23 protein-coding genes are annotated in these 24,901 nt (G+C 76.5%); 14 read left to right on the top strand and 9 right to left on the bottom strand.

Annotated features, from left to right (window positions below; all coding sequences use genetic code 11):
- Positions 1-5 precede the first annotated feature (5 nt).
- From ACI8AD_RS13445 to ACI8AD_RS13435, 3 genes are read right to left on the bottom strand one after another with little or no spacing between them, the layout of a single operon-like run.
- Positions 6-608 (bottom strand): Maf family protein, encoded by a 603-nt coding sequence (locus tag ACI8AD_RS13445; protein WP_456871035.1) that lies wholly within the window; start codon positions 606-608, stop codon positions 6-8.
- On the bottom strand, positions 605-817 hold the full coding sequence (locus tag ACI8AD_RS13440; RefSeq protein ID WP_456871034.1) for an acyl-CoA carboxylase subunit epsilon: 213 nt from the start codon (positions 815-817) through the stop codon (positions 605-607). The genes ACI8AD_RS13445 and ACI8AD_RS13440 overlap by 4 nt, the downstream gene beginning before the upstream one ends.
- Positions 814-2,442, bottom strand: a complete 1,629-nt coding sequence (locus ACI8AD_RS13435; protein ID WP_456871033.1) for an acyl-CoA carboxylase subunit beta — start codon at positions 2,440-2,442, stop codon at positions 814-816. Before ACI8AD_RS13435 ends, ACI8AD_RS13440 begins: the two co-directional genes overlap by 4 nt.
- 19 nt (positions 2,443-2,461) lie before the next feature.
- On the opposite strand from ACI8AD_RS13435, the gene ACI8AD_RS13430 reads away from it, so the two are divergent.
- The 7 genes from ACI8AD_RS13430 to ACI8AD_RS13400 all read left to right on the top strand — a co-directional run bounded on the left by ACI8AD_RS13430 (position 2,462) and on the right by ACI8AD_RS13400 (position 11,750).
- Entirely contained in the window at positions 2,462-3,301 is an 840-nt protein-coding gene (locus ACI8AD_RS13430) for a biotin--[acetyl-CoA-carboxylase] ligase (protein WP_456871032.1), read from the top strand.
- Positions 3,302-3,332: 31 nt separating this feature from the next.
- Positions 3,333-3,989 carry a PH domain-containing protein gene (locus ACI8AD_RS13425; RefSeq protein WP_456871031.1) on the top strand — a complete coding sequence of 219 codons (657 nt, stop codon included), beginning with the start codon at positions 3,333-3,335 and terminating at the stop codon, positions 3,987-3,989.
- 135 nt (positions 3,990-4,124) lie between these two features.
- A complete protein-coding gene (locus ACI8AD_RS13420; protein WP_456871030.1) occupies positions 4,125-5,543 on the top strand; it encodes an acyltransferase family protein in 1,419 nt (472 codons plus the stop codon).
- A gap of 78 nt (positions 5,544-5,621) precedes the next feature.
- A complete protein-coding gene (locus ACI8AD_RS13415; RefSeq protein WP_456871029.1) occupies positions 5,622-6,770 on the top strand; it encodes an exonuclease SbcCD subunit D in 1,149 nt (382 codons plus the stop codon).
- A complete protein-coding gene (locus ACI8AD_RS13410) occupies positions 6,767-9,733 on the top strand; it encodes an AAA family ATPase (protein ID WP_456871028.1) in 2,967 nt (988 codons plus the stop codon). Before ACI8AD_RS13415 ends, ACI8AD_RS13410 begins: the two co-directional genes overlap by 4 nt.
- A 131-nt stretch (positions 9,734-9,864) precedes the next feature.
- Positions 9,865-11,454 (top strand): methyltransferase domain-containing protein, encoded by a 1,590-nt coding sequence (locus tag ACI8AD_RS13405; protein WP_456871027.1) that lies wholly within the window; start codon positions 9,865-9,867, stop codon positions 11,452-11,454.
- Positions 11,454-11,750: a hypothetical protein gene (locus ACI8AD_RS13400; RefSeq protein WP_456871026.1), complete on the top strand. Its 297-nt coding sequence runs from the start codon at positions 11,454-11,456 to the stop codon at positions 11,748-11,750. The genes ACI8AD_RS13405 and ACI8AD_RS13400 overlap by 1 nt, the downstream gene beginning before the upstream one ends.
- Before the next feature lie 14 nt (positions 11,751-11,764).
- Here ACI8AD_RS13400 and ACI8AD_RS13395 read toward each other — a convergent pair whose 3' ends face one another.
- Positions 11,765-12,250 (bottom strand): hypothetical protein, encoded by a 486-nt coding sequence (locus ACI8AD_RS13395; RefSeq protein WP_456871025.1) that lies wholly within the window; start codon positions 12,248-12,250, stop codon positions 11,765-11,767.
- Positions 12,251-12,347: 97 nt separating this feature from the next.
- Positions 12,348-12,854 carry a GtrA family protein gene (locus ACI8AD_RS13390; protein ID WP_456871024.1) on the bottom strand — a complete coding sequence of 169 codons (507 nt, stop codon included), beginning with the start codon at positions 12,852-12,854 and terminating at the stop codon, positions 12,348-12,350.
- A gap of 68 nt (positions 12,855-12,922) precedes the next feature.
- Between ACI8AD_RS13390 and ACI8AD_RS13385 the strand changes: the two genes are divergently transcribed.
- The 5 genes from ACI8AD_RS13385 to ACI8AD_RS13365 all read left to right on the top strand — a co-directional run bounded on the left by ACI8AD_RS13385 (position 12,923) and on the right by ACI8AD_RS13365 (position 19,846).
- Complete coding sequence (locus tag ACI8AD_RS13385) at positions 12,923-13,603, top strand: SGNH/GDSL hydrolase family protein (RefSeq protein ID WP_456871023.1); 681 nt, start codon at positions 12,923-12,925, stop codon at positions 13,601-13,603.
- A 35-nt stretch (positions 13,604-13,638) separates the two neighbouring features.
- Positions 13,639-14,868 (top strand): 5-(carboxyamino)imidazole ribonucleotide synthase, encoded by a 1,230-nt coding sequence (locus tag ACI8AD_RS13380; protein WP_456871022.1) that lies wholly within the window; start codon positions 13,639-13,641, stop codon positions 14,866-14,868.
- Positions 14,869-15,420: a 5-(carboxyamino)imidazole ribonucleotide mutase gene (purE, locus tag ACI8AD_RS13375; protein WP_456871021.1), complete on the top strand. Its 552-nt coding sequence runs from the start codon at positions 14,869-14,871 to the stop codon at positions 15,418-15,420.
- Between the two features lie 9 nt (positions 15,421-15,429).
- Positions 15,430-16,602 (top strand): acyl-CoA dehydrogenase family protein, encoded by a 1,173-nt coding sequence (locus ACI8AD_RS13370; protein ID WP_456871020.1) that lies wholly within the window; start codon positions 15,430-15,432, stop codon positions 16,600-16,602.
- Between the two features lie 157 nt (positions 16,603-16,759).
- The gene (locus ACI8AD_RS13365) at positions 16,760-19,846 is read left to right on the top strand and encodes an arabinosyltransferase domain-containing protein (protein ID WP_456871019.1); all 3,087 of its coding nucleotides are present in this window, start codon (positions 16,760-16,762) and stop codon (positions 19,844-19,846) included.
- A 15-nt stretch (positions 19,847-19,861) separates the two neighbouring features.
- Here the strand turns inward: ACI8AD_RS13365 and ACI8AD_RS13360 are convergent, their stop codons facing one another.
- The 4 genes from ACI8AD_RS13360 to ACI8AD_RS13345 are packed head-to-tail and all read right to left on the bottom strand — an operon-like array spanning position 19,862 to position 23,027.
- Positions 19,862-20,683: a DUF1028 domain-containing protein gene (locus ACI8AD_RS13360; protein WP_456871018.1), complete on the bottom strand. Its 822-nt coding sequence runs from the start codon at positions 20,681-20,683 to the stop codon at positions 19,862-19,864.
- A gap of 13 nt (positions 20,684-20,696) precedes the next feature.
- A complete protein-coding gene (locus tag ACI8AD_RS13355) occupies positions 20,697-21,365 on the bottom strand; it encodes a CoA transferase subunit B (RefSeq protein ID WP_456871017.1) in 669 nt (222 codons plus the stop codon).
- Positions 21,362-22,165, bottom strand: coding sequence for a CoA transferase subunit A (locus tag ACI8AD_RS13350; protein WP_456871016.1), 804 nt, complete (start codon positions 22,163-22,165; stop codon positions 21,362-21,364). Before ACI8AD_RS13350 ends, ACI8AD_RS13355 begins: the two co-directional genes overlap by 4 nt.
- Positions 22,166-22,223: 58 nt before the next feature.
- Positions 22,224-23,027: a TIGR03089 family protein gene (locus tag ACI8AD_RS13345; RefSeq protein WP_456871015.1), complete on the bottom strand. Its 804-nt coding sequence runs from the start codon at positions 23,025-23,027 to the stop codon at positions 22,224-22,226.
- 84 nt (positions 23,028-23,111) lie between these two features.
- On the opposite strand from ACI8AD_RS13345, the gene ACI8AD_RS13340 reads away from it, so the two are divergent.
- Positions 23,112-23,651, top strand: coding sequence for a phosphatase PAP2 family protein (locus tag ACI8AD_RS13340; RefSeq protein WP_456871014.1), 540 nt, complete (start codon positions 23,112-23,114; stop codon positions 23,649-23,651).
- Complete coding sequence (locus ACI8AD_RS13335) at positions 23,648-24,646, top strand: decaprenyl-phosphate phosphoribosyltransferase (protein ID WP_456871013.1); 999 nt, start codon at positions 23,648-23,650, stop codon at positions 24,644-24,646. Before ACI8AD_RS13340 ends, ACI8AD_RS13335 begins: the two co-directional genes overlap by 4 nt.
- Positions 24,647-24,901: the final 255 nt, after the last annotated feature.

The raw sequence follows: 24,901 nt of genomic DNA, 5'->3' as shown, positions 1-24,901 counted from the left end.
GCGGCTCAGCGCCGCCAGAGGGCGGTGATGGTCAGCCCCCGGCGGGAGAGCTGCTCGCGCAGCGCGGCCAGCGACAGCCCGACGACCGACGCCGGGTCGCCCTCCACGCGGCGCACGAACGGCGCACCCAGCCCGTCGAGGGTGAAGGCGCCGGCGACGGCGAGCGGCTCGCCGGAGTCGAGGTAGGCGTCCAGCTCCTCGGAGCTGGGGGAGGCGAAGTGCACGACGGTGGAGGTGACGACGACGTCGCGGCCCTCGACCCGCCCGTCGCGCACGTCGAGCAGCGCCTGCCCGGTGTGCAGCACGCCCGAGCGCCCGGCCATGCGCCGCCACCGGTCGCGGGCCTCCTGCGCGTCGGCCGGCTTGCCCATGGCCTCGCCGCGGAACTCCAGCAGGGAGTCCGCGCCGATGACCAGCGCGTCGTCGACCCGGCCGGCGACGACGGCGGCCTTCGCCGCGGCCAGCAGCGCCACCTGCTCGCCGACGCGCGGGGCGGTCACCGTGGACTCGTCCAGGTCGCTGACCACCACCTCGGGAGCGAGCCCCGCCTGGCGCAGCAGCCCCAGCCGGGCCGGCGAGGCGGAGGCCAGCACCAGCCTGCGGCTCATCCCGGCCGTCCCGCGGCGCGCCAGCCACCGGGGCCGGGCCGCAGGACCGGCCGGTGCAGGCCGGCGGGCGAGGCCCACGCCCCGACCGGGACGGGCCGGCGGCGCGGCCGCTCTCGCCCGGAGAGCGCGGCGACGACGACGGTCAGCGCGGCGAGCTCCTCGGCGGTGGGCTCGCCCCGGACGACCCGCAGCAACGGCTGCTCGCTCACAACGGGATGTTCCCGTGCTTCTTCGGCGGCAGCGTCTCCCGCTTGTTGGCCAGCAGCCGCAGCGCCTTGGTCACCTGCACGCGGGTGTGCGACGGCAGGATCACCTGGTCGACGAAGCCGCGGTCGGCCGCGATGTAGGGCGAGAGCAGCGCGTCCTCGTACTCGGTGATCAGCTCGGCGCGGCGGGCGTCGGGGTCGTCGGCGTCGGCGAGCTCGCGCCGGTAGAGGATGTTCACCGCCCCCTGCGCGCCCATGACCGCCACCTGCGCCGTCGGCCAGGCCAGGTTGAGGTCGGCGCCGAGGTGCTTGGAGCCCATGACGTCGTAGGCGCCGCCGTAGGCCTTGCGCGTGATGACGGTGACCTTGGGGACGGTGGCCTCGGCGTAGGCGTAGATGAGCTTGGCGCCGCGGCGGATGATCCCCTCCCACTCCTGCGACGTCCCGGGGAGGAAGCCCGGGACGTCGACGAAGGTGAGCACCGGGACGTTGAACGCGTCGCAGGTGCGCACGAACCGCGCGGCCTTCTCGCTGGCGTCGATGTCCAGCGTGCCGGCGAACTGGGTGGGCTGGTTGGCCACGACGCCGACCGGCCGCCCCTCGACCCGGCCGAAGCCGACCAGGATGTTGGGCGCGAACAGCGCCTGCACCTCGAGGAACTCGCCGTCGTCGAGGACGTGCTCGATGACGGTGTGCATGTCGTAGGGCGTGTTCGGCGAGTCCGGGACGAACGTGTCGAGCTCGAGGTCGGCGTCGGTGACCGCGTCGGGGAGGGTGACGTCGACCGGGGCGACGTCGACGGCCGGCAGCGGGTCGAGGTTGTTGCTCGGCAGGTAGGACAGCAGCGCCTTGACGTAGTCCAGCGCGTCGGCCTCGTCCTCGGCCAGGTAGTGCGCCACCCCGGACTTGGTGTTGTGGGTGCGGGCACCGCCGAGCTCCTCGAGCGTGACGTCCTCGCCGGTCACCGTCTTCACGACGTCGGGGCCGGTGATGAACATCTGGCTGGTCTGGTCGACCATGACGACGAAGTCGGTGAGCGCGGGGGAGTAGACGTGCCCGCCGGCCGCGGCGCCCATCACCAGGGAGATCTGCGGGACGACGCCGGAGGCGTGCACGTTGCGCCGGAAGATCTCGCCGTAGAGGCCGAGGGAGACCACGCCCTCCTGGATGCGCGCGCCGCCGCCCTCGTTGATCCCGATGACCGGGCAGCCGTTGCGGACGGCCAGGTCGAGGACCTTGACGATCTTCTCGCCGTAGACCTCGCCGAGGCTGCCGCCGAAGACGGTCACGTCCTGCGAGAAGACGCAGACCGGCCGGCCGTCGACCGTGCCGAACCCGGTGACGACGCCGTCGCCGAAGGGCCGCCTGGCGTCCATGCCGAAGGCGGTGGAGCGGTGCCGGGCGAACTCGTCGAGCTCGGTGAACGACCCCGGGTCCAGCAGCGCCTCGATGCGCTCGCGGGCGGTCATCTTCCCGGCCGCGTGCTGCTTCTCGACGGCGCGCTGGGAGCCCGCGTGGGTGGCCTCCTCGACCCGCCGCCCGAAGTCGGCCAGCTTGCCGGCGGTCGTGTGGACGTCGACGCCGCCCGGGACGGACTCCCCGGCGCTCTCGAGCTCAGCCGCAGTCACGGGGCCGTAGCGTAGGGGAGTGCCCGACGCGCCCTCTGCCCGCTGGTCGGAGCTGGACCGCCCGCCGCTGGACCCGGTGACCCTGCAGGCCGCCCTCGTCCGCGACAGCCGGCTGTGGCGCTCGCTGGAGGTGGCCGAGGAGGTCGGCTCGACCAACGCCGTCCTCGCCGCGCGGGCGGCCGACGACGCCCCCGAGGGCGCCGTCCTCGTCGCCGAGCACCAGGCCGCCGGGCGCGGCCGGCTCGACCGCACCTGGGTGTCCCCGCCCCGCGCCGGGCTGACCGTCTCGGTGCTGCTGCGCCCCGACGTCCCGGCCGCCCGGCGCGCCTGGCTGCCGCTGCTCACCGGGGTCGCCCTGGCCGAGGCCGTCGGCGAGGTCTGCGGCGTCCGCACGTCGCTGAAGTGGCCCAACGACCTGCTCGCCGCCGACGGCGCCAAGCTCGCCGGCATCCTCGCCGAGGCCACCGGCGCCGCCGTCGTCGTGGGCGCCGGGCTCAACGTCACCACCCGCCGCGAGGAGCTGCCGCCCACCGGGACGTCGCTGGCGGTGGTCCTCGGCGCACCGGTCGACCGCGGCCCGCTGCTGCTGGCCTACCTGCGCGGGCTGGAACGCCGCTACCTCGCCTGGACCGCCGCGCTCGGCGACCCCGTCGCCAGCGGCCTGGCCGGCGACTACCTCGCCTGGTCCTCCACGGTCGGCGCCGAGGTCACCGTCACGCTGCCCGACGGGGCGGACCTCGCCGGCACGGTCACCGCCGTCGACTGGGACGGCCGCCTGGTGCTGCAGACCGCCGGCGGCACCGTGGAGCTGGCCAGCGGCGACGTGCAGCACGTGCGGACACGCCCGCGGGGAGCCTGACGCCCCGCCTCCGCTCGGTCATCCTGGCGGCGTGCCCTACCCCGACAAGCTGCTCGCCGACGACGAGGAGGTCGTCGCCCACCTGCACCCGCACTGGACGACGCTGTTCTGGCCGGTCGTCCGCTTCCTGCTGGTCGTCGGCGCCGCCTCCTACCTGGCCGCGCTGGTCCCGGCCGGCCGGCAGCAGGGCGTGCTGCGGATGGTGCTGCTCGCCGTCGCGCTGGTCGTGCTCGCCGTCGCCGTCGTCCGGCCGGTGCTGCGCTGGCGCACCACCCACGTCGTGCTGACCACGCACCGGGTGCTGGTCCGGGAGGGCGTGCTGACCCGGCGCGGCCGCGACGTCGCGCTCTCCCGGGTCACCGACGTCTCCTGCCGCAGGACGCTGTGGCAGCGGGTCGTGCGCTCGGGCACCGTCACGGTGGAGTCCGCGGGGAACGGGCCGGCGCTGGTGCTGCGCCGGCTGCCCGACAGCGACGGGGTGCAGGCGCTGCTCGCCCAGCTCGTCGACGACGCGGACCCGTTCGACGCGGACCCGTTCGACGGCGCCGTGGCGGACGGGGACCCGTGGGACGACGACCCGTGGGACGGCGACCCGTCCGACGACGACGGCGCGGACGGGAGCCGGACGGGCCGCCGGTCCCGCCGGTCCTCGCGGCGGGCCGGCCGGTCCGACGTCTCGCGGTACTGACCCGTCTGCTTGTCGACACCTGCCGGACCGGCGCCGGTTCTTCGTCGTGTCGTCGACTCAACGTGACTGCTCCCTCCACCTACCGTGATCGGGCCGTGACATCGTCCCTCCCAGGGACAGGACGGGGGAGCTCCCATGCACTCGACGCAGCGACCGACCCGGCGTGCGGAGATCCGCGCGCTCACCGGTCTGCGCCTCGTGGCCGCCCTCTGGGTCGTCGCCTACCACCTGGGCACGGGACTGCAGTCCTCGGTGGGTGCGGCCGTCGAGCCGCTGATGCCGGTCGTGCGGGCCGGCTGGCTGGGTGTGGACCTGTTCTTCGTGCTCAGCGGTTTCGTCATGGCGCTGACGTACCTCGACACGATGGGACCGCGCTTCGGCTGGCGGCGGTCGGGGGTCTTCCTCTGGGCGCGCCTGGCCCGGGTGTGGCCGCTGTGGGTGCTGCTGACCCTGCTGTTCAGCGGGTGGCTGCTGATCAGCGACCGCGGCCTGGCCGGCCCGCCCGGACACCAGCGGGTGGTCGAGCCGCTGGCGCTGCTCGAGCAGCTGTTCATGGTGCAGATGTGGCACCGCGACGAGGTCTGGGGCTCCACCTTCGTCCTCGCCGGCTGGTCGCTGTCGGTGGAGCTGCTCGCCTACGTCTGCTTCCCGCTCCTGGTGCTCGTGCTCTGGCGGCTGCGGCGGCTGCCCGTGACGCTGCTGGCCGCCGGCTCGGTCGCGGCCATGCTCCCGCTCGCGTACCTCGCCTACCGCACCGGCGTCGAGCCCGAGGCGCTGCCGTGGACGCTGCGGATCGCCGGTGCCTTCGTCAGCGGCGGCCTGGTGTGCCTGGCCGTGCGGCGGCTGGAGGGCTCGGCGGCCGCGCTGCGCTGGAGCCCGCTGGTCGCCGCCCTCGCCGTCGCCCACGTCGTCTTCGTCTGCCTGTGGGCCGCCACCCGCGCCCAGCACCAGCCCGGCCACTACGCCGGCGTCGCCACGCTGCTGTTCCCCGTCCTCGTCGGCGCGCTGGCCCTCGCTCCGCGCGGGCTGGCCACCCTGCTGTCCGGCGACACCGCGGTGCTCGGCGGGCGCATCTCCTTCGCGCTCTACCTGGTGCACGGCTGCGTCTTCGAGATCGCCGACGACGTCGCCCACTGGGTCCGGCCGCTCAACCCCGGCACGCCGCTGTGGGCGCTGGTGCAGCCCGGCCTGGTGCTCGCCTCGCTGCTGCTCGCCTGGGTGCTCTTCCGCTTCGTCGAGGAGCCGGCCCGCCGCTGGATGCGCCGGGTCGGGCCCTCCTCCCGCCGGCCGGCCGAGGGCGACCGGCCGGCCGCCGTGGCGGGCACCGGAGCCGGCACCGGGACGGGCGCCACGGGGAGCCCCGTGACGGGCGCCGGGGGCGGCACCGTGGCCCTCCCGCTGCAGCGTCCCGTGGCCCGGCCGGTGGCGGCACCGCCGCATCCGCACCGGCGCCCCGCGACGGCGCCGCGGCCGGCCGCCGTCCGCGCCGCGGCGGTCGCCGCCCGCGACCTGCGCCCGCCGCTCGCCGACCGCCGGTCGGCCGTGGGCGGCTGACCCCGCGGCCGGGTGTGACCGAACGGTCACGGCGAGCCTGGCCGGTTCTGTCGGCCCCCCGACCTACCTTGCGCAGCCATGCGGCTGCTGCACACCTCCGACTGGCACATCGGGCGGTCGCTGCACGGCGCCGACCTGCTCGCCGAGCAGGAGGCGGTGCTCTCCGGCCTGGCCCGCGTCGTCGCCGCCGAGCGGGTCGACGCGGTCGTGGTCGCCGGTGACGTCTACGACCGCGCGGTGCCCTCGGCCGACGCGACGGCGGTGCTCGACCGCGTCCTCACCCGGCTGCGGGCGGCCGGGGCCACGGTGGTCCTCACCCCGGGCAACCACGACTCCGCGCGCCGGCTGAACTTCGCCGCCGGCCTGCTCGCGGCCTCGGGCGTGCACGTGCGCGCCACCGTGGCCGGCCTCGACGAGCCGGTGCTGCTCACCGACGCGCACGGCGACGTCGCCGTCTACGGGCTGCCGTACCTGGAGCCGGAGATCGCCCGGCACGAGATGGGGGTGCGGGACGCGCGCAGCCACGAGGGCGTCCTGCGGGCGGCGATGGAACGCGTGCGCGCCGACCTGTTCCTGCGCCCGGGCACCCGCTCGGTGGTGCTGGCACACGCCTTCGTCGGCGGCGGGGTGGCCAGCGACAGCGAGCGCGACATCTGCGTCGGCGGCGTCGACCTGGTGCCGGCGTCGGTGTTCGACGGCGTCGACTACGTGGCGCTGGGCCACCTGCACCGGCCGCAGTCGCTGTCGGAGCGGATGCGCTACAGCGGCTCGCCGCTGCCCTACTCCTTCGGCGAGGCCGGGCAGGACAAGCAGGCCTGGCTGGTCGACCTCGACGCCGGCGGGCTGGCCGGCGTCCGGGCGGTCCCGCTGCCGCTGCCCCGGGCGCTGACGGTGCTCACCGGCACCCTCGAGGAGCTGCTGGCCGACCCGGCGCTCGCCGCGGCCGAGGAGGACTTCGTCTCCGCGCGGCTCACCGACGCCGTCCGCCCGGCCGACCCGATGCGCCGGCTGCGCGCCCGCTTCGGCCACTGCGTGCACCTGGAGTGGTCCGGCGGCGGGCCCACCGACGGGCGCAGCTACCAGGAGCGACTGCGCGGGCGCGGCGACCTCGACGTCGCCGGGGAGTTCGTCGGGCACGTCCGCGGCGGGGTGGGCGCCACCGCCGCCGAGCGCGCCCTGCTGGCCCGCGCGCTGGGCGCCGCCGCCCGCGAGGAGCTCGCCCGGTGAGGCTGCACGCCCTCACCCTCACCGCCTTCGGGCCCTTCGCCGGCACCGAGACCGTCGACGTCGACGACGTCGCCCGCGACGGGCTCTTCCTGCTGTGGGGTCCGACCGGGGCGGGCAAGACCACGCTGCTCGACGCGGTCGTCTTCGCCCTCTACGGCGTCGTGCCCGGCGCCCGCGGGGAGGCCCGCCGGCTGCGCAGCGACCACGCCGACCCCGCCACCCGCACCGAGGTCAGCTGCGAGCTCACCCTGGCCGGCGAGCGGCTGCTCGTGCAGCGCCGCCCCGAGCAGACCCGGCCGAAGAAGCGCGGCGCCGGCGAGACCACCGAGCAGGCCCGGCTGCTGGTGCAGCGCTGGACCGGCGAGGCGTGGGCGCCGGTCAGCACCCGCATCGACGAGGGCTCGGAGTACCTGCGGGTGCGGCTGGGCCTGTCGGCCGAGCAGTTCTGCCAGGTGGTGCTGCTGCCGCAGGGCGACTTCGCCCGGTTCCTGCGGGCCGAGCCCGAGGAGCGGGCCAAGCTGCTGCGCACGCTGTTCGACGTCGACCGCTTCGCCCGCGCGGAGGAGTGGCTGGCCGGCGAGCGCCGGGCCGCCGAGGAGGCGCTGCGCGCCGACCGGCACCGGGTCAGCACGCTGCTGCACCGGGTGGCCCAGATCGCCGACACCGAGGTGCCCGAGGAGCTCGCCCCCGAGCTGGTCGGCGCGCGCCCGGGGGCCTCGGTCGGCGCCTGGGTGCAGCAGGTCCGCACCCGGGCGGGGGAGCGGCTGACCGCCGCGCGGGCCGCCGCGGGCGACGCCGCCGCGCAGAGCGCCCGGGCCGACGCCGGGCTCGCCGCCGCCCGCGCGCTGGCCGACCGGCACACCCGGCGCGACCGCGCCCGCGCCGGCCTCGAGGAGCTCACCGCGCGCGAGGCGGAGCTGGCGCCGCTGCGGGCCCGCGCCGACGCCGGCCGCCGCGCGGAGGTGCTCCGCGACGTGCTGGAGACCGCCGGCCACACCGCCGGGGCCGCCGCAGGGGCGGCCGCGGCCCGCGCGACCGCCGAGGCCGCCTGGGCCGCCGCCGGCGCCGCTGCCGGCCGCGAGGCCACGGCGGAGACGGCGCGGGAGCTGCGCGACACCGCCGCGCAGGCCCGCGCCCTGCTGCCCGACGCCCGCCGCGCCCGCGAGCGCGCAGCCGACGCCGTCGCGCTGGCCCGGGAGGTGCAGCGGCTGACCGTCGCCTGCGCCGACGGGGCGCGCGCGGCCGAGGAGGAGCCGGCGCGGGTGACCGCGGCCCAGGCCCGCCTCGACGCCGCGCAGGCCGCCGCCGCGCGACTGCCCGGCCTGGCCGCCGCGGAGGAGGCCGCCCGCACCGCGCTGGACGCCGCCACGCGCGCCGCCGCGCTGGCCGGCCGGCTCGACCGCGCCCGCACCGACGCCGACACCGCCCGGCTGGCCTGGCTGCAGAGCCGGGAGCGGCTGGTCGAGGTGCGCACCGCGCGGCTCGACGGCATGGCCGCCGAGCTGGCCGCGGGGCTGCGCGAGGGCGCCGACTGCCCGGTGTGCGGTTCGGCCGAGCACCCGCGCCCCGCCGTCCCGGCCGGTGCGGCGGTCACCGCCGACGACGAGGAGCGGGCCCGCGCCGCCGTCGACGCCGCCGACGAGCGCCGCACCGCGGCCGCCGCCGTGGTGGAGCGGCAGGAGCGCGAGCTCGCCGTGCTGCGCGCCCGGGCCGGCGACGGGCCGGCCGAGGAGCTGGCCGCGCGCGCCGCGGCCACCCGGGCCGAGCTGCAGGAGGTGTCGGCGCTGGCCGGGGGCGTCGAGGCCGCCCGCCGCGCGCTGGCCGCGGCCGAGCAGCGCCGGGACGCGACGGTCGCGGCGCTGGCCGCCGACCGGGAGGCGCTGCAGCGGCGCACCGCCGAGCAGGCCGCCGCCGACCGTGCCGCCGCCGAGGCCGCCGCCCGGGTCGACGCCGCCCGGGGGGAGGACGCCGACCTGCCCACCCGCATCGACCGGCTGACCGCGGCCGCGCAGCGCTGCGAGGCCGTCGTCGCCGCGGCAGCCGAGGAGGAACGCGCCCGGGACGCCGCCGCCGCCGCGCGCACCGCGGCCGGGGAGCGCGCCGCGGCGGCCGGGTTCGCCGACGCGGCCGCCGCCCGCGCCGCGCTGCTGCCCGCCGGCGAGCTCGCCGCCCTCGACCGGCGGCTGCACGAGCACGACGCCGCCCGCTCGGTGCTCGCCGCCACGCTCGCCGACCCCGAGCTGGCCGACCTCGGCGAGCGGCCCGACGTCGCGGCCCTCGAGGAGCGCTGCGCCGCGGTCACCGCCCGCCGCGAGGAGGCGGTGACCGCCCTCGACCAGGCCCGCCGCTGCGCCGCCGCGCTCGACGCGCTGGCCGGCGACGTCCTGGGCGCGGAGGAGGAACTCGCCGAGCGCCGGGCCCGCGCCGACCAGGTCGGCGGGCTGGCCGACCTCGTGGGTGGCCGCGGCGCCAACACGCTGCGGATGCGGCTGCAGTCGTTCGTGCTGGCCGCCCGGCTCGAGCAGGTGGCCGAGGTGGCCAGCCGCCGGCTGCAGGAGATGTCGCGGGGGCGCTACACCTTCCTGCACAGCGACGCCCTGGGCCGGCACGGCGCCCGCGGCGGCCTGGGCCTCGACGTGCTCGACGAGTACACCGGCACCCGGCGGCCCACCAAGACCCTCTCCGGCGGGGAGAGCTTCATGGCCTCCCTCGCGCTGGCGCTGGGTCTCGCCGACGTCGTCACGGCCGAGGCCGGCGGGGTGCAGATGGACACGCTCTTCGTCGACGAGGGCTTCGGCACCCTCGACGCCCAGGCGCTCGACGCGGTGATGACCGTGCTCGACGAGCTGCGCCGCGGCGGGCGCACGGTGGGCGTGATCAGCCACCTGGAGGAGCTGCGCACCCGCATCCCCACGCGGCTGGAGGTGGTGGCCGGGCGGTCCGGCTCGCGCCTGGCTTCCTGACCGCTGAGGGGCACCCTGCCGAGAGGGGCCGCGTGGGACGACGGGGACGGGCGGGGGACGTGGGACCACCCGGCCGGTGAGTCGAGACTCAGGTACCCGTGGTACCTGACCGGCCACCTAGCGTCACTGTCATGTCCCTCCCCGGAGTCGAGCCCGAGCGCCCGGCCGGCGTCCGGGCGGACGCCTCGGGTCTGGCCCTGACCCCGCACGGGCCGGAGTGCCTGCCCGCGGTGGTCGAGGTCCTGCTCGAGGGCTACCGGACGGTGTCCTTCCGCACCGACGCCGGGACCCGCCGCGACGACGGCAGCGTCGGGTTCGCCTGGCCCCCGGCGCTCGCCGAGCGCCTCTCGGGGCGGGCCGCGATCGTGGTCCGGGACGCCGCCCGCAAGGACGTCCTCGCCTCCGGCGAGACCCGCTTCGGCACCGACCCCGCCCGGCTGGACCTGCGCGACGGGCAGCGACGCTGGCTGTCGGTCAACAAGTGGGGGCGCCTCGCCCCCGGCTTCGACGGCATCGACCCGGCGGCGCGCCGGGCCCTGCAGGACCGCCTGCTCGACCGCCTCGACGCCGTGCGCGGGGTGCTCGAGGAGGCCGGGCTGCAGCCGTTCGTCTGCTACGGGACCCTGCTCGGCGCCGTGCGCGACGGGGACCTCATCCCGCACGACGACGACGCCGACCTCGCCTACGTGTCCCGCCACGACCACCCCGCCGACGTCGTCCGGGAGAACCTCGAGCTCGAGCGGCTGCTGCGCGACCGCGGGTACCCCGTGGTCCGCCACAGCGGTGGCCACCTGCAACTGGTCTTCGACGACGGGGACGGCGGCCAGGACCACTACCTCGACGTCTTCACGGCGTTCGAGGTCGGGGACCGGACCTACCTCTGCTTCCAGGTCGGCGCGGACGGCCTGGACCTCCGGACGCTGTCCGAGGTCACCCTCCGCGGGCGGCGCCAGCCCGCTCCGGCGGCCGCCGAGCAGCTGCTGGCCGAGACCTACGGGCCGGGCTGGCGCACGCCGGACCCGTCGTTCACCTTCACCACTCCGCACGCCGTGCGGTCGCGACTACGGACATGGATCGGGGAGTTCAACATGGGCCGCGAGTACTGGCAGGACTTCTACTCCAGCACCGACGTCGGCCGGGTCCCGGCCGCGGAGTCGGACTTCGCCCGCTGGGTCGACGAGCGGCTGCCCGCCGGCGCCGCCGTGCTGGACGTGGGCACCGGCACCGCCCGCGACGCCCGCTTCTTCGCCCGGTCCGGGCGCACCGTGCACGCGGTCGACTACTCCGCGGCCGCGGTCGAGCGGGGCCGGGCCCTGGCCGCCGCCGAGGGCTGGGACGCCGGCTTCGAGGTCGTCAACCTCGCCGACCTGCACCAGGTCGGCGGCCTGGCCGCGGGCCTCGACCCCTCCGCCGGCTGGCACCTGTACGCCCGCTTCCTCGTGCACGCCATCGACGACGAGGCGCGCGCCAACCTGTGGTTCCTCGCCTCGGCCGTCGCCCGCCGCGGCGGTGAGTGCTGGTTCGAGTTCCGCACGAACCGCGACGAGCAGGCCGAGCACGTGTTCGGCGAGCACTTCCGGCGCTATCTCGACCCCGCGCAGGTGGTCATCGAGGCCAAGGAGCGCGACCTGCAGGTGCTCGACGCGGTCGAGGGCCGGGGTCTGGCCGTGTACGGCGACGAGGACCCGTGGGTCGCCCGGCTGCGCCTGGGAGCGGTGTGATGCCGGCCCGCAGGCTCGCCGGCGCGGTGCTGCGCCGGGTCGCTCCCCGCACGGTGCGCGCCCTCGAGGCGGTGCCCGTCCTCGAGCGGCGGCTCGGTGAGAGCGAGGCCGCGCTCGCCGAGCTCCGCGAGCAGCTCGCGGTGCGCTCCCAGCAGGTCGAGGACCTGCAGCGGTGGCGGGGCGAGGCCGAGGCGGGTCTGGACGAGTCGCGCCGGCTGTCGCTGCGCGTGGCCCAGATGACCGACCTGGTGTTCGACCGGCTGCTGACCTCCGCGGGCGACGCCGCCGGGCGGTGAGCCCCGCCGGGGAGTCAGCTCCCCGTGGCGTCGGGGCGCAGGCCCGGTGCCAGCTCGCCGATGCGCTGCAGCAGGCGGTCGAGCGGTTCGCCGCACAGCGCGGTGATCCGGTCGATCGTCCGCGTCAGGTCGGCGACGTCGAGCGGGTGCTCGGCCACCCCGGCGTTCGACCAGACCGGCCGCATGCCGCCGGGTCCGTCGAGGGCGTCCTCCCACACGGTGTGCACCACGGCGGTGCGCACCGCGTAGAGCTTCCGCACCTGGTGGGTCCACTCCAGGACGTCGTCGTTGAGCCGCCGGTCGCGCACCCGCAGCGGCATGAGGTTGCGGATGAGGCGCACCAGCGCGTCGAGCTCCAGCGGCAGCAGGTAGGGCGCGCTGACCCCGTCGGTGCCCGACAGTGCCAGGGCGAGCCGGGAGACCGCCCGCTCCGCCGTCGCCGCCGCCGCGACCAGCCGGCCGACGGTGGCGTCCCACGGGGGTGCCTGCACCGCCGTCACGCCGCGGCTCCCGCCGTCCGGGGGAGCCGCCGGTGCGGACGTGTGGGGAGCGGTGCGCGCACGCCGCCAGTCTGCCGGGCCGGGGTGCCGCCGCCGGTCAGCGGGTGAGCACCCCGACGCCCGCGTCGTCGGCCACCGGCGACGGCGCCGCCGGGAACACCCACGCGCGGTAGGCGACGAAGCGGATCACCGTGCCGACCACGATCGAGAGGACGTTGGTGGCCAGCAGCACCACCGAGCTGTCCTGGCCGAGGCCGTGGTGCACCAGCGCGACGATCCCCAGGCCGATCAGGAGGGTCACCGCGTTGACCGCCGCGAAGGCCAGGTACTCGCGGCGCAGCCCCGTCCGGGCCCGCGCGGAGAACGACCACCAGCGGTGACCGGCGAACGCCGTCGACGTGGACACCACGGTCGAGACCAGCTTGGCGACCACCGCGTCGGCGCCGGCACCGGCGTACACCGCCTGGAACACCGCGAGGTCGACCACGAAGGAGACCGCGCCCACGACGCCGAACGCCGACAGCTCGCGCACCAGGACCCGCCAGGAGCCGCGCACCCGGTCGGCGAGCGCACCCCGCCCAGGTCCTGCCCCCGCCGCCGGCACGGCGACGATCGTACGGGCCCGGGCGTGCTGCCCGGCGATCGGCGCGGGGGGCGGGATACTCGGTCGCCGTGCGCACCAGCCGGCGGTCGAGGCCCGTCCCGCGCCGCCGAGCGTGGTGGGCCGCCTGCCTGGCCGCGGTGGTCCTCGCCGGCGTCGTCGGGTGCGGCGACCTCGACGTGCCCGCGGCGGCCGGGCCTCCGGAACCCGTCGGCTTCGCCGTCGTCGGGGACTCGATCACCGCCGGCCTGGACGCGCCGGTCGAGGGCACGCGGGTGCGCGGGACCGGGTCGTGGGTGCCGGCCGCCGACGTGGCGCCGCTGGAGTTCCGCGGCGGCTGGGCCGTGCCCGGCGCCCGCACCGCCGACATGCGCGCGGGCGTGCGGCCGGTCGAGGCCGACGTGCTGGTCGTGCTCGCCGGCACCAACGACGTCCTGGGCGGGGTGCCCTGGGAGCGGACCCGGGAGGACCTGCTGGCCGCGGTGGCGGCCACCGGGGTGACACGGGTGGTCCTGCTGGCCGTCCCGCCGATCGACGTCGCCCCGCGGGCCCGCGAGGACCTCAACGCCCACCTGGCCGCGCTCGCCGGGGAGCGGGGGTGGACGTCGGTCGACCCGTGGACCGACGTCGCCACCGACCGCGGCACCTTCACCGCCGGCGCCTCGGCGGACGGCGTGCACCCGACCCAGCCGGTCGCCGACCTCGTCGGGACGCGGGTCCGCACGGCGCTGCTGGACCCGGCCGGGGACTGACCCCGGGCCGGTTCCCGGGCTAGCCTCCCCCTGCCATGGCCGAGACCCCGCAGCCGACCGCACCCGCCGCGACCGACCCCCGCACCGGGCTGCCGGTCGTGGCGATGGTCGGCGGGGGCCAGCTGGCCCGGATGACCCACCAGGCCGCCATCGCCCTCGGCCAGTCGCTGCGGGTGCTGGCCACCGGCCCCGACGAGTCCGCGGCGCTGGTCGCCGCCGACGTCCGGCTGGGCGACCACCGCGACCTCGGCGCGCTGCGCGCGGTGGCCGAGGGCGCCACCGTGCTCACGTTCGACCACGAGCACGTGCCCAACGAGCACCTGCGCGCCCTGGCCGCCGACGGCGTGCGGGTCGCCCCCGGCCCCGACGCGCTGCGGCACGCCCAGGACAAGCTGGTCCTGCGCCGGGCGCTGGCCGGGGCGGGGGAGCCGCAGCCGGCCTGGGCCGAGGCGCCCACGGTGCACGCGGTGGCCGCGTTCGCCGAGGAGGTCGGCTGGCCGGTCGTCGTCAAGACCCCGCGCGGGGGCTACGACGGCCGCGGCGTCTTCGTCGTCCACGGCCCCGACCAGGTCGCCGACCTGCTCGAGCGGCACGGGACCCTGCTGGTCGAGGAGCAGGTGCCGCTGGTGGGGGAGCTGGCGGTGCTGGTGGCCCGGTCCCCGTTCGGCCAGGTCGCCGTCTGGCCGGTGGTCGAGACCGTGCAGCGCGACGGCATCAACACCGAGGTGCTGGCGCCCGCACCCGGGCTCGAGGAGGAGACCGTGCTGGCCGCGCAGGAGCTCGCCGTCCGCGTCGCCGACCGGGTGGGCGTCGTCGGGGTCATGGCCGTCGAGCTGTTCCGGACCGCCGACGGGGTGCTGGTCAACGAGCTGGCGATGCGCCCGCACAACTCCGGGCACTGGACGATCGAGGGCGCGCGCACCAGCCAGTTCGAGCAGCACCTGCGCGCCGTCCTCGACTACCCCCTGGGCTCGACGGCGATGACCGCGCCGGTCGTGGTCACGGCCAACGTGCTCGGCGGGGCGGCGTCGGCCGAGGGCTGGGACGGCCCCGGCGTCGACGAGCGGGTACACCACCTCATGGCGCACTGGCCCGACGTCAAGCTGCACTGGTACGGCAAGGGCCAGCGTCCCGGCCGCAAGCTCGGCCACGTCACCGCGCTGGGCGACGACCTCGCGGAGGTCCGCGCCCGTGCGCTCGCCGCGGCCCGCTACCTCGCCGACGGCGTCGTCGACCCCGCCTTCGCCTTCCCCGGGGAGCACTGAGTGGGCGAGCCCGTCGCCCCCGCGCCCCGGGTGGGCGTCGTCATGGGCAGCGACTCCGACTGGCCGACCATGGAGCCCGCCGCGCAGGCGCTCGCCGAGTTCGGCGTCCCCTACGAGGTGCACGTGCTGTCCGCGCACCGCACGCCGCAGCGGATGCTCGACTACGCCACCAGCGCCGTCGGCCGCGGCCTGCGCGTCCTGGTCGCCGGGGCCGGGGGAGCGGCGCACCTGCCCGGCATGCTCGCCGCGGCCACCCCGCTGCCGGTCATCGGCGTGCCGCGCCCGCTGGACCGCCTCGACGGCCTCGACAGCCTGCTGTCGATCGTGCAGATGCCGGCCGGCGTGCCGGTGGCGACGGTGTCGATCGGCGGGGGCCGCAACGCCGGCCTGCTCGCCGTCCGGGTCCTCGCCGCCGCCGACCCGCAGCTGCGGGCGGCGGTCGAGCGGTTCCAGGCCGAGCTCGCCGACACGGTGGTCGCCCGCGACGCCGCGCTGCGGGCCCGTCTCACCGGGCCGGGTGAGACGGGCCGGGAGACTGCTGGGACGTCCTAGCATCTACCCGTGAGCACGAGCGGGCTGTACCAGCTGACCGAGGAGCACGACGCGATCCGGGCCGCCGTCCGGGACATCGCCGAGCGGGAGATCAAGCCGTACGCGGCGGAGGTGGACGCCGAGTCGCGCTACCCCATCGAGGCGCAGAAGGCGCTGACGGCGGCCGGCTTCCACGCCACCCACATCCCGGAGTCCTACGGCGGCGAGGGCGCCGACGCGATCGCCACCTGCATCGTCATCGAGGAGGTCGCCCGGGTCGACGTCTCGGCGTCGCTCATCCCGGCGGTCAACAAGCTCGGCTCGATGCCGGTGATCCTCTCGGCGTCGGAGGACCTCAAGCAGCAGGTGCTCGCCCCGATCGCCGCCGGCGAGGCGATGATCAGCTACGGGCTGTCCGAGCGGGAGGCCGGCTCCGACGCCGCCTCGATGAAGACCCGCGCCCGCCGCGACGGTGACACCTGGGTGCTCAACGGCACCAAGGCGTGGATCACCAACGCCGGCGTCTCCGAGTGGTACACGGTCATGGCCGTCACCGACCCGGAGAAGCGGGCCAACGGCATCTCCGCCTTCGCCGTCCACCGCGACGACCCGGGCTTCGCCGTGGGCCCGAAGGAGCGGAAGATGGGCATCAAGGGCTCGCCCACCTGCGAGCTCTACTTCACCGACTGCACCATCCCGGCCGACCGGGTGATCGGCGAGCCCGGCACCGGCTTCAAGACCGCGCTGCGGACGCTGGACTTCACCCGCCCGACCATCGGCGCGCAGGCCGTCGGCATCGCCCAGGGCGCCCTCGACGCCGCCGTCGAGTACACCCGCGAGCGCCAGCAGTTCGGGCGGGCGGTCAGCGACTTCCAGGGCGTGCAGTTCATGCTCGCCGACATGGCCATGCAGATCGAGGCCGCCCGGCACCTGGTCTACGTCGCCGCCGCCCGCGGGGAGACCGGCCACTCCGGCGGCAAGGTGGACCCCGACCTCGGCCGGCTGTGCGCCGCGGCCAAGGCGTTCGCCTCCGACGTCGCCATGAAGGTCACCACCGACGCCGTGCAGCTGTTCGGCGGCGCCGGCTACACGCAGGACTTCCCGGTCGAGCGCATGATGCGCGACGCCAAGATCACCCAGATCTACGAGGGCACCAACCAGATCCAGCGGATGGTGATCGCGCGCAGCCTGCTGCGCGGGTGAGCCCCGCACCTCCCGGCGAGGTGTGACGGAGGGGTCCGGTCCCGCTCGGCACCTCGTGCCCGCCGCGACACGCCGGGCGCGTGGCCGGTGTGACGTCCGGTGCGCGGTGTCGCCGCCCACGGTCCTCCGCTGGCGCGCAGCGTGTTGACTGGGAGCCGTGGGTGCACCGAGCGCAGTGGCCGAGCGGACCGGGCGGGGAGCTCATCCCGGGGGCCGGCCGTCGGCCGGCCGGGGACGGCTCCCACGGCTGGAGCTCGGGCTGCTGGTCACGGCCCTGATCGCCTTCGTCTGCGCCGCCCTGGTGCCGCTGGCGCCGGTGTCGGTCAGCACCCCGACGGTCTCCTGGCCGCAGGACCCGGCCGCTCCGGTCTCCACGGAGCTGCAGCTCACCGCCCAGCGGCCGGCCGCCCTCGACGTCCGGTTCAGCTGCGCTGCGCTGACCGCCGCGCGCGACGCCGGCGACGGCGTGCTGCTCAGCACCGTCGTCCCCGGCCGGCTCGCCGAGGTCGAGGGCCTGCAGGTCCGCCTCGCCGCCGACGACACGGTCTCGGTCGTCAGCAACGGCACCGAGGTGTACCGCGGCGGCCTCGCGGGCGGGGACTGCGCCTACCGGCTGCAGATGGACCCCGACGCGACCCGGCTGATGGTCGACGGGCGGCCGCTGGCCGAGACCGGCGGCGCGCTGCCCGACGTCGACCTGCTGGCCACCTCCGTCACCGCGCTGCCCGGCGGCACCGCCGACGACCTCGGGGTCACCGTGGACGTCGACGACCAGTTCTCCACCAGCCCGACCCCGCTCAAGTGGGCGATCGCCGCCGTCCTGCTGCTCGCGTCGCTGGCCTGCCTGGCCCTGCTCGCGCTGCGGGAGCGCCGTGCCCGGGCCACCGCCGGGAGCACCGCCCGCGCGCGGTCCCGCTGGTGGCGGGCGGTGTCGGTGGTCGACCTCGCCGTGGCCGCCGTGCTGCTGCTGTGGCTGTTCATCGCCCCGCACACCGACGACGACGGCTACTACTCCGCGATGGCGCGCAACGCCGTCGAGAACGGGTACGTCGGCAACTACTTCCAGCTGCTCAACCAGGGGTATCCGCCCTTCAGCTGGTTCTACCAGCTGCTCGGCTACTGGGACCTGCTCGGCTCCTCGCCGGTGGTGCTGCGGATCCCGTCGCTGGTGGCCGGGCTGGTCACCTACGGCGCCGCCCGCGCGATCGTGGAGTCGGTCGGCATCGCGCCGGCGCGGACCACGGCGGGCCGGCTGGTCCGCCACGGCGTCGTCGCCCTGGTCTTCCTCACCGCCTGGCTGCCCTACAGCATGGGCGTGCGGCCGGAGTCGATCTCGGCGGTGTTCGCCGTCCTGACGCTCGGCGCGGTCGTGGTGGCCCGGCGGCGGGGGAGCCTGGCCTGGTACGCCGCCGCGCTGCTCGTCGCCGGCATCGGGGTGACCTGCCACCCGACCGGCATCGTCGCGCTGGCCCCGTGGCTGCTGAGCATCCCGGCGATGTGGCCGCTGGTGCGCTCCACCGGCCCGTGGCGGACCCTCGCCGTCGCCGCCGGCGTGGTGGCCCCGGCCGCCCTCGCCGCGGTGCCGGGCTTCCTCGACGGCTCGCTGCGCGACTTCACCTACTCGCAGGAGATCTACGCGCGGCTGTGGCCCCAGGAGAGCTGGTACCGCGAGTGGCTGCGCTGGTCGTTCCTCCTCGGCGACGGGCCGATGGGCTCCTACGCGAAGCGGGCCACCGTCCTCGTCGCGATGGTCGCCTTCCTCTGGTTCGCGGTCCTGCAGCTCGCCGCCGGCGGCCGCGCCCGGCGCGCCTTCCCGCCGCTGGTGGCGCTGACCGGCTGGTCGTTCGGCCTCTCGCTGCTGCTGCTGTGGCTGACCCCGAGCAAGTGGACCCACCACTTCGGCGCGCTGGCCGGAATGACCACCGTGTTCGTGGCCTGCGCGCTCCTGCAGGGCGCGCGCACGGTCGTGGCCGCGCAGCGGGGCCGGCGCAGCCTCGCCCCGGCCACCGTGCTCGCCGCGCTCTCGCTGGTGCTGGTGTTCGCGCTGGCCATGCACGGGCCCAACAGCTGGGCGTACTCGTGGCTGCTGGGCATGCCGCACCGGCTGGTGCCGCCCTTCGCCGGGCCGGTGGCCTTCGACCGTCCGGCCGTCTGGCTCGTCGTCGTCGCCGCCGTCGGCGTCCTCGTGTGGTGGCGGCTGCCGCGGCGGCGGCGCAGCTGGGGCCGGGTGACGGCGCTGGCCTTCCCCGCGGCGGTGCTGGTCTTCCTCGCCGTCACGCTGGCCTACCTGGTCGGCAGCTTCTCGCTGGCGACCGTGCGGACCTGGGACACCTACTCGCCGCAGGCCGACGCGCTGCAGGACCCGCTGGCCCGCGAGGGCGGCGCCCAGCACGCCATCCGCGCCGCCGACCCGCGCACGGCGACCGTGCTGCCGCTGCAGGAGGGTTCCGCGGCCACCGTCGCCGGGTTCAGCGAGCAGGGCGGGTACCTGCCGTCCGCGCCGCCCACCGACACCGCCGACGACGAGCCGACGGTGTGGGGGAGCTACCCCGGGCCGGGGGCGGAGGCGAACACCGGGGAGCTGACCACCGGCTGGTACGCGCTGCCCGACGCCGCGCCCGACCTGCGGCTGCTGGTCGAGGCCTCCGGCCGGCCGGGCGGGGGCAACTCGCTCGTCGCCGAGTACGGCGAGCTCACCGGCGACGGCGGCGTCGCCGCGCTGGGCTCGCAGGTCCTCGACGACGGCGCCGACTCCCCGTTCTGGCGGCAGCTGACCCTCGTGCCCAGCCCCGGCGCCGAGGTCGTCCGGCTGGTCGCCGCCGACCGCACCGACGGCCCGGGCGGCTGGCTGGCGCTCACCGCGCCGGTGGAGGCGCAGATGCGGCCGCTGACCGAGGTGGTCGGCGACGGCGACGTCACCGCGGTGGCCTGGCAGCTGGCCTTCCAGTTCCCCGCCGCCGAGCTCCCGGTCACGGTGCACGGGATCACCGAGCCCGTCGACTGGGTGTTCGCCTGGGGCGAGGGCCCGCTCGGCGGGCTCGGCGACGCTGCCTTCACCCGGGAGCGGGCCGGGCTGTGGCACCCCACCGTCCGCTCCTCGACGCTCACCCAGCTGGCCACCGACGTCCCCGGCCAGCCGGACCTGCGGACCTTCACCGCCTACCAGGTGCGCAACCCCTACGCCGACGCCGCCTACGACCTCGAGCGCGGCCGCACCGTGGTGTGGGGCTGGCAGGCGCCCTGACCGCGCGGGCGGGCCTCAGTCCAGCAGGCGGGTGACCGCCGCGAGGCGGGAGTCGCCGGCCATCGACGCCAGCCACGCCGACCAGCCCGGCCGCTCGCGCACCGCCGCCAGCGCGGCGCGGGCGGCGGCCCGGTCACCGCGTCGGGAGGCGGCCAGCGCGGCGTAGAGGTCGCGCGCGCCCTCGGGGGCGAACAGCGCGAGGGTCTCGTAGTCGCGCTCGTCGTAGGCGCGCTGCAGGTTGCGCAGCATCCGAAGCTGGGCCACCGGGTCGCCGGAGTCGTCGACCCGCAGGTCCATCCGCACGCCGTCGTCCTCCTCCGACGCCGGCTCGCCGCTCACCACCAGCAGCGCCGCCGACTGCCGGCCGCGCAGGTCCCCGCCGGCGTCCTGGCCGGCGCTCAGCGCGGCGAGCAGCCGGTCGGCCAGGACGCCGCCGCCGGCCCGGTAGGCCCCGGCCATCGCCGGCAGCACCTCCGGCGAGACGAGCATGTTGCCCTGCACGCTCCACCCCTCGCCGAGCAGGTGGCCGCTCACCGGGAAGGAGCCGGGCCCGGTGTCGGCGGCGACGGCGCCGTCGGGCGCGAGGACGGCGATCTGCCGGTCGACGTCCTCGGCGGCGTGCGCGGCCCGGCGCACCAGGACCTCCGGCGCCGTGCCCTCGGCCAGCCCGCCGAGCAGCACCGACCCCAGCCCGCGCGGGCTGCGGGCCTGCACCGCCACGACGCCGACGCCGGGCCGGGCGGTGGGCACCGCCCGCCCGACGGCGAGGATGCAGGAGGAGACCGCGATGCCCATCTCCCCGGTGTCCGGGTCGCGGGCGACGACCGAGAACGTCACCGGGGGCCAGGGCTCAGACGGTCGCCGGCAGGGTCATCGTCGGGACGTCGCCGGGGACGGTCAGCGGGGCGCCGGTCCTGGCGACCACCTCGTCGGGTGTGACGCCGGGGGCGACCTCGCGCAGCACGAACCCGTCGCCGGTGACGTCGACGACGGCGAGTTCGGTGACCACCCGGTCGACGCACGCCTTGCCGGTCAGCGGCAGCGAGCACTCCTCGACCAGCTTCGGCGACCCGTCGCGGGCGACGTGCTCCATCATGATCACGACCCGCTTGGCGCCGTGGACGAGGTCCATCGCGCCGCCCATGCCGTTGACCATCTTCCCGGGGATGAGCCAGTTGGCGAGGTCGCCGCGGGGGTTGACCTGCATGGCGCCGAGGATGGCCAGGTCCAGGTGCTTGCCGCGGATCATGGCGAAGCTGGTGGCGGAGTCGAAGAAGCTCGCGCCGGGCAGGATCGTCACCGTCTCCTTGCCGGCGTTGATGAGGTCGGGGTCCTCCTCGCCCTCCACCGGGTAGGGGCCGACGCCGAGGACGCCGTTCTCCGAGTGCAGCACCACGTGCACGCCGTCCGGGACGAAGTTGGGCACCAGCGTGGGCATGCCGATGCCGAGGTTGACGTAGGCGCCGTCCTCGAGCTCCAGGGCGACGCGGGCGGCGAGCTGGTCGCGGGTCAGGGTCATCGGGTCTCCTCCGTCGCCTCTTCGCCACCGGCGGCCAGCGGGGCGGCGGACTGCCGCGGGCGGGTGGTGCGCCGCTCGATCCTCTTGCCCTCCGGGCCGACCAGGACGACCCGGTCGACGAAGACGCCGGGCAGGTGGACGTGCTCGGGGCGGATCTCCCCGGGCTCGACGAGCTCCTCGACCTCGGCGATCGTGATCCGCCCGGCCGTGCCGGCCAGCGGGTTGAAGTTCATCGCCGACTCGTGGAAGACGAGGTTGCCGTGCCGGTCGCCGACGGCGGCCCGCACCAGGGCGAAGTCGGCGGTCAGCGCGGTCTCGAGCACGTACTCGACGCCGTCGAAGACCCGCGTCTCCTTCGGCGCGCTGGTCTCGACGACGTTCCCGTCGGCGTCGTAGCGCACCGGGATGCCGCCGTCGGCGACCATCGTGCCCACGCCGGTGGGGGTGTAGAAGGCGGGGATGCCCGCGCCGCCGGCGCGCAGCCGCTCGGCCAGCGTGCCCTGCGGGGTCAGCTCGACCTCCAGCTCACCGGAGAGGTAGAGCCGGGCCAGCTCCTTGTTGCCGCCGACGAACGAGCTGATCGTGCGGCGGATGCGGCCGGCGTAGAGCAGCACGCCCAGCGCCTGGTCGTCGACGCCGCAGTTGTTCGAGATCGTCGTCAGGTCGTGGGTGCCCTGCTCCAGCAGCGCGTCGATCAGCCGGATCGGCACGCCGCACAGGCCGAACCCCCCGACGGCGAGGACGGCGCCGTCGGGGACGTCGGCCACCGCCTCGCGTGTGCTCGCGACGACCTTGTCCATCAGGCGACCCCACCCATCAGCTGACCACCGTCTCCTCCGGCGCGGCCGGCCGGCTCCCTCAGGCGGGCCGGCCCAGCTCGCGGATGCCCTCGATCCGGACGCCGAGCGTAGCGGTGACCCGCTCGGCCTCCGCCCGCGCGCGCAGGGCCGCGGGGTCGGTGTGTCGGCACAGCACCAGCGACGCGCCGGCGGCCAGCGGCGCCAGCAGCCAGACGACCGGGCCGGCCTCCGCGGCGGTCGGCTCGTCGACCAGCAGCCGGTCCCCGGCGGCGATGCCCAGCCGCCCGGCGAGCTGCCCGGCGGCGTCGGCCAGCCCGCCGAGGGTCAGCTCCAGCCCGCCGGCGGTGAGGCCGGGGGAGGCCGGGTCCGGCGGCACGTACGGGGTGAAGACGTCGCTGCGCGCCCGCACCTCGACGGCGAAGTCGCGGGCCGGCCCGGCGTAGCCGGTCATGCCCAGGCCCAGCGGGTGCAGCGAGAGGCCGAGCAGCTCGGGCAGGTCCTGCTCCTCCAGCGGCGCGAGCCGGTCCTGGGCGGCGAGGACGACGTCGGCGGCGTCGAGGCGGCCGTCGTCCTCGGCGGCGGTGTCGAGCACCGCGGCGCCGCAGCTCCAGACGCCGAGCAGCACCGCGGCGGTCTGCCAGTGCACCGGCAGCACGACCGCGACGGTGCTGCCCGGGCCGACGTCGAACTCGTCCTGCAGCAGGTCGGCGGTCTTGGCCACCCAGTTGGCCAGCGTCGTGGCCGACAGCTCGACCCGCTCGCCGGTCGCGTCGTCGTAGGAGGTGACCAGGGGAGCGGAGGCGTCGCGCCGTAGAGCGAGGTCCAGGAGGTCCGACGGGGTGGAGGGTCGCGTGGTGGGCACGGGACGAGAGTGGCACTGTGACGAGACAGTCCGCCCCGCGCGTCGTGGGGCGGGGTGCTGCCCGCCGCCTACAGTCGGATCCCGATGACCGCGATCCCCATCGACAGCCTCGCCCGGCTGGACGCCTGGCTGCTGCGCGCGACGCGGCGGCGGCTGGGCCACACCCCGGCCGTGCCCGTCGCCCAGACCCTGTCCCACTTCGGTGAGCACGCCCTCGGCTGGCTGGCCCTCGGCGGCCTCGGCTGGCTCTCCGGCCGGCGCCGCGACGAGTGGGCCGCCGGTGCCGCCGGCGTCCTCGCCGCGCACGCGGCCGGCGTCGTCGTCAAGCGCGTCGTGCGGCGGGAGCGGCCGGCGTTCGCCGACATCCCCGCCCTGGTCGGCACGCCCAGCACGCTGTCGTTCCCGTCGGCGCACAGCTGCTCGACCGCCGCGGCGGCCGTCGGGTACGCGCCGTTGGTGGGTCGTCCGGTCATGGGCACGCTGCTCGGCAGCATGCTCGTCTCGCGCGTCCTCCTGGGCGTGCACTACCCGAGCGACGTCACCGCGGGCGCCCTCCTGGGCAGCCTCGCGGCTCGGGTCACCCGGACCCTGGTACGCCGCCTGACAGAGGAGACACGGGCGTGAGCACACCCTCCAGCACCGACTCGGCCCGCGCCGAGCAGAAGGTCCCCGGGCCTCCCGCGGCGCACCCGCCGGCCGGGCGGGAGGAGACCGTCGAGCTGGCGCCCCGGCTGCCCGGCTTCCGCGGCGGCCTCCCGTGGGGCATGGTGCGCGCGCTGCGCCCGCGCCAGTGGGTCAAGAACGGGCTCGTGCTCGCCTCGCCCCTGGCGGCCGGCCGCATCTTCGAGCCCGAGGTCCTCGGCCCCACGGTCATCGCCTTCGTGGTGTTCTGCCTGGCCTCGTCGGGCATCTACATCATCAACGACCTCCGCGACATCGAGGAGGACCGCCGCCACCCGCGCAAGCGGTTCCGGCCGATCCCCGCCGGCGTCGTGCCCATCCCGCTGGCGATCGTCATGGCCGCGGTGCTGCTCGTCGTCTCACTCGGCGGCGCGGTGCTGCTGACCCGCTGGCAGCTGGCCGGCGTCGTGGGCAGCTACGTGGTCATCTCGATCTGCTACTCGTTCTTCCTCAAGAACCAGCCGGTCATCGACCTCGCCGTCGTCGCCTCGGGCTTCCTGCTGCGCGGCGTGGCCGGCGGTGTGGCCGCGGGCATCGAGCTGTCGCAGTGGTTCCTGCTGGTGGCGGCCTTCGGCTCGCTGTTCATGGTCGCGGGCAAGCGCTACTCGGAGCTGGTGGTCATGGGCGACGCCGCGGCCACCCGCCGCACGCTCAAGGCCTACTCCGCCAGCTACTTGCGCTTCGTCTGGAGCCTCTCGGCCGGCGTGGCCTGCACCGCCTACAGCCTGTGGGCCTTCGAGATGGGGGAGACCCAGGAGGGCATCCCCTGGTCCACGGTCTCGATCGCGCCGTTCGTCCTCGGGATCCTGCGGTACGCCGTCGACGTCGACAAGGGTGCCGCCGGCGCCCCCGAGGAGATCGTCCTCGGCGACAAGGTGCTGCTCGTCCTCGGTCTCTTCTGGGCCGTCCTCGTCGGCGTGGGGGTCTTCACCCGCTGACCCGACCGGCTCCCTCGCCGCGTGCCCCGTCCGGATCCCCGGGCGGGGCACGCGGCGTCTGGGGCGGGAGGCGTTCCCGCGGGTACGCCCCGCCCGAGCCTCACGGGCCTCGACGCGCCTCCGCGGACGTGGTGGGGCCCTCCGTGGGATGCACGCGGGCGGCGGCGGTCAGGTCAGCGGGCGCACGTCCGCGACGTCGTACTCGGCGACGGACGCCGACAGCATCGCCGCACTCTGGTCCTCACCGGGGCCGCT

Source organism: Geodermatophilus sp. SYSU D00766 (assembly GCF_054049915.1).
The sequence above is the reverse complement of the archived record's forward strand: the minus strand, read 5'-3'. Positions and strand labels throughout refer to the sequence as shown.

What these genes read in the sequence shown, in the direction of transcription:
- ACI8AD_RS13445 (WP_456871035.1), bottom strand. Translation starts at nt 608, where the DNA reads ATGAGCCGCAGGCTGGTGCTGGCCTCCGCCTCGCCGGCCCGGCTGGGG.
- ACI8AD_RS13380 (WP_456871022.1), top strand. Translation starts at nt 13,639, where the DNA reads ATGGCCGAGACCCCGCAGCCGACCGCACCCGCCGCGACCGACCCCCGC.
- ACI8AD_RS13420 (WP_456871030.1), top strand. Translation starts at nt 4,125, where the DNA reads ATGCACTCGACGCAGCGACCGACCCGGCGTGCGGAGATCCGCGCGCTC.
- ACI8AD_RS13415 (WP_456871029.1), top strand. Translation starts at nt 5,622, where the DNA reads ATGCGGCTGCTGCACACCTCCGACTGGCACATCGGGCGGTCGCTGCAC.
- ACI8AD_RS13405 (WP_456871027.1), top strand. Translation starts at nt 9,865, where the DNA reads ATGTCCCTCCCCGGAGTCGAGCCCGAGCGCCCGGCCGGCGTCCGGGCG.
- ACI8AD_RS13350 (WP_456871016.1), bottom strand. Translation starts at nt 22,165, where the DNA reads ATGGACAAGGTCGTCGCGAGCACACGCGAGGCGGTGGCCGACGTCCCC.
- ACI8AD_RS13340 (WP_456871014.1), top strand. Translation starts at nt 23,112, where the DNA reads ATGACCGCGATCCCCATCGACAGCCTCGCCCGGCTGGACGCCTGGCTG.
- ACI8AD_RS13355 (WP_456871017.1), bottom strand. Translation starts at nt 21,365, where the DNA reads ATGACCCTGACCCGCGACCAGCTCGCCGCCCGCGTCGCCCTGGAGCTC.
- ACI8AD_RS13400 (WP_456871026.1), top strand. Translation starts at nt 11,454, where the DNA reads ATGCCGGCCCGCAGGCTCGCCGGCGCGGTGCTGCGCCGGGTCGCTCCC.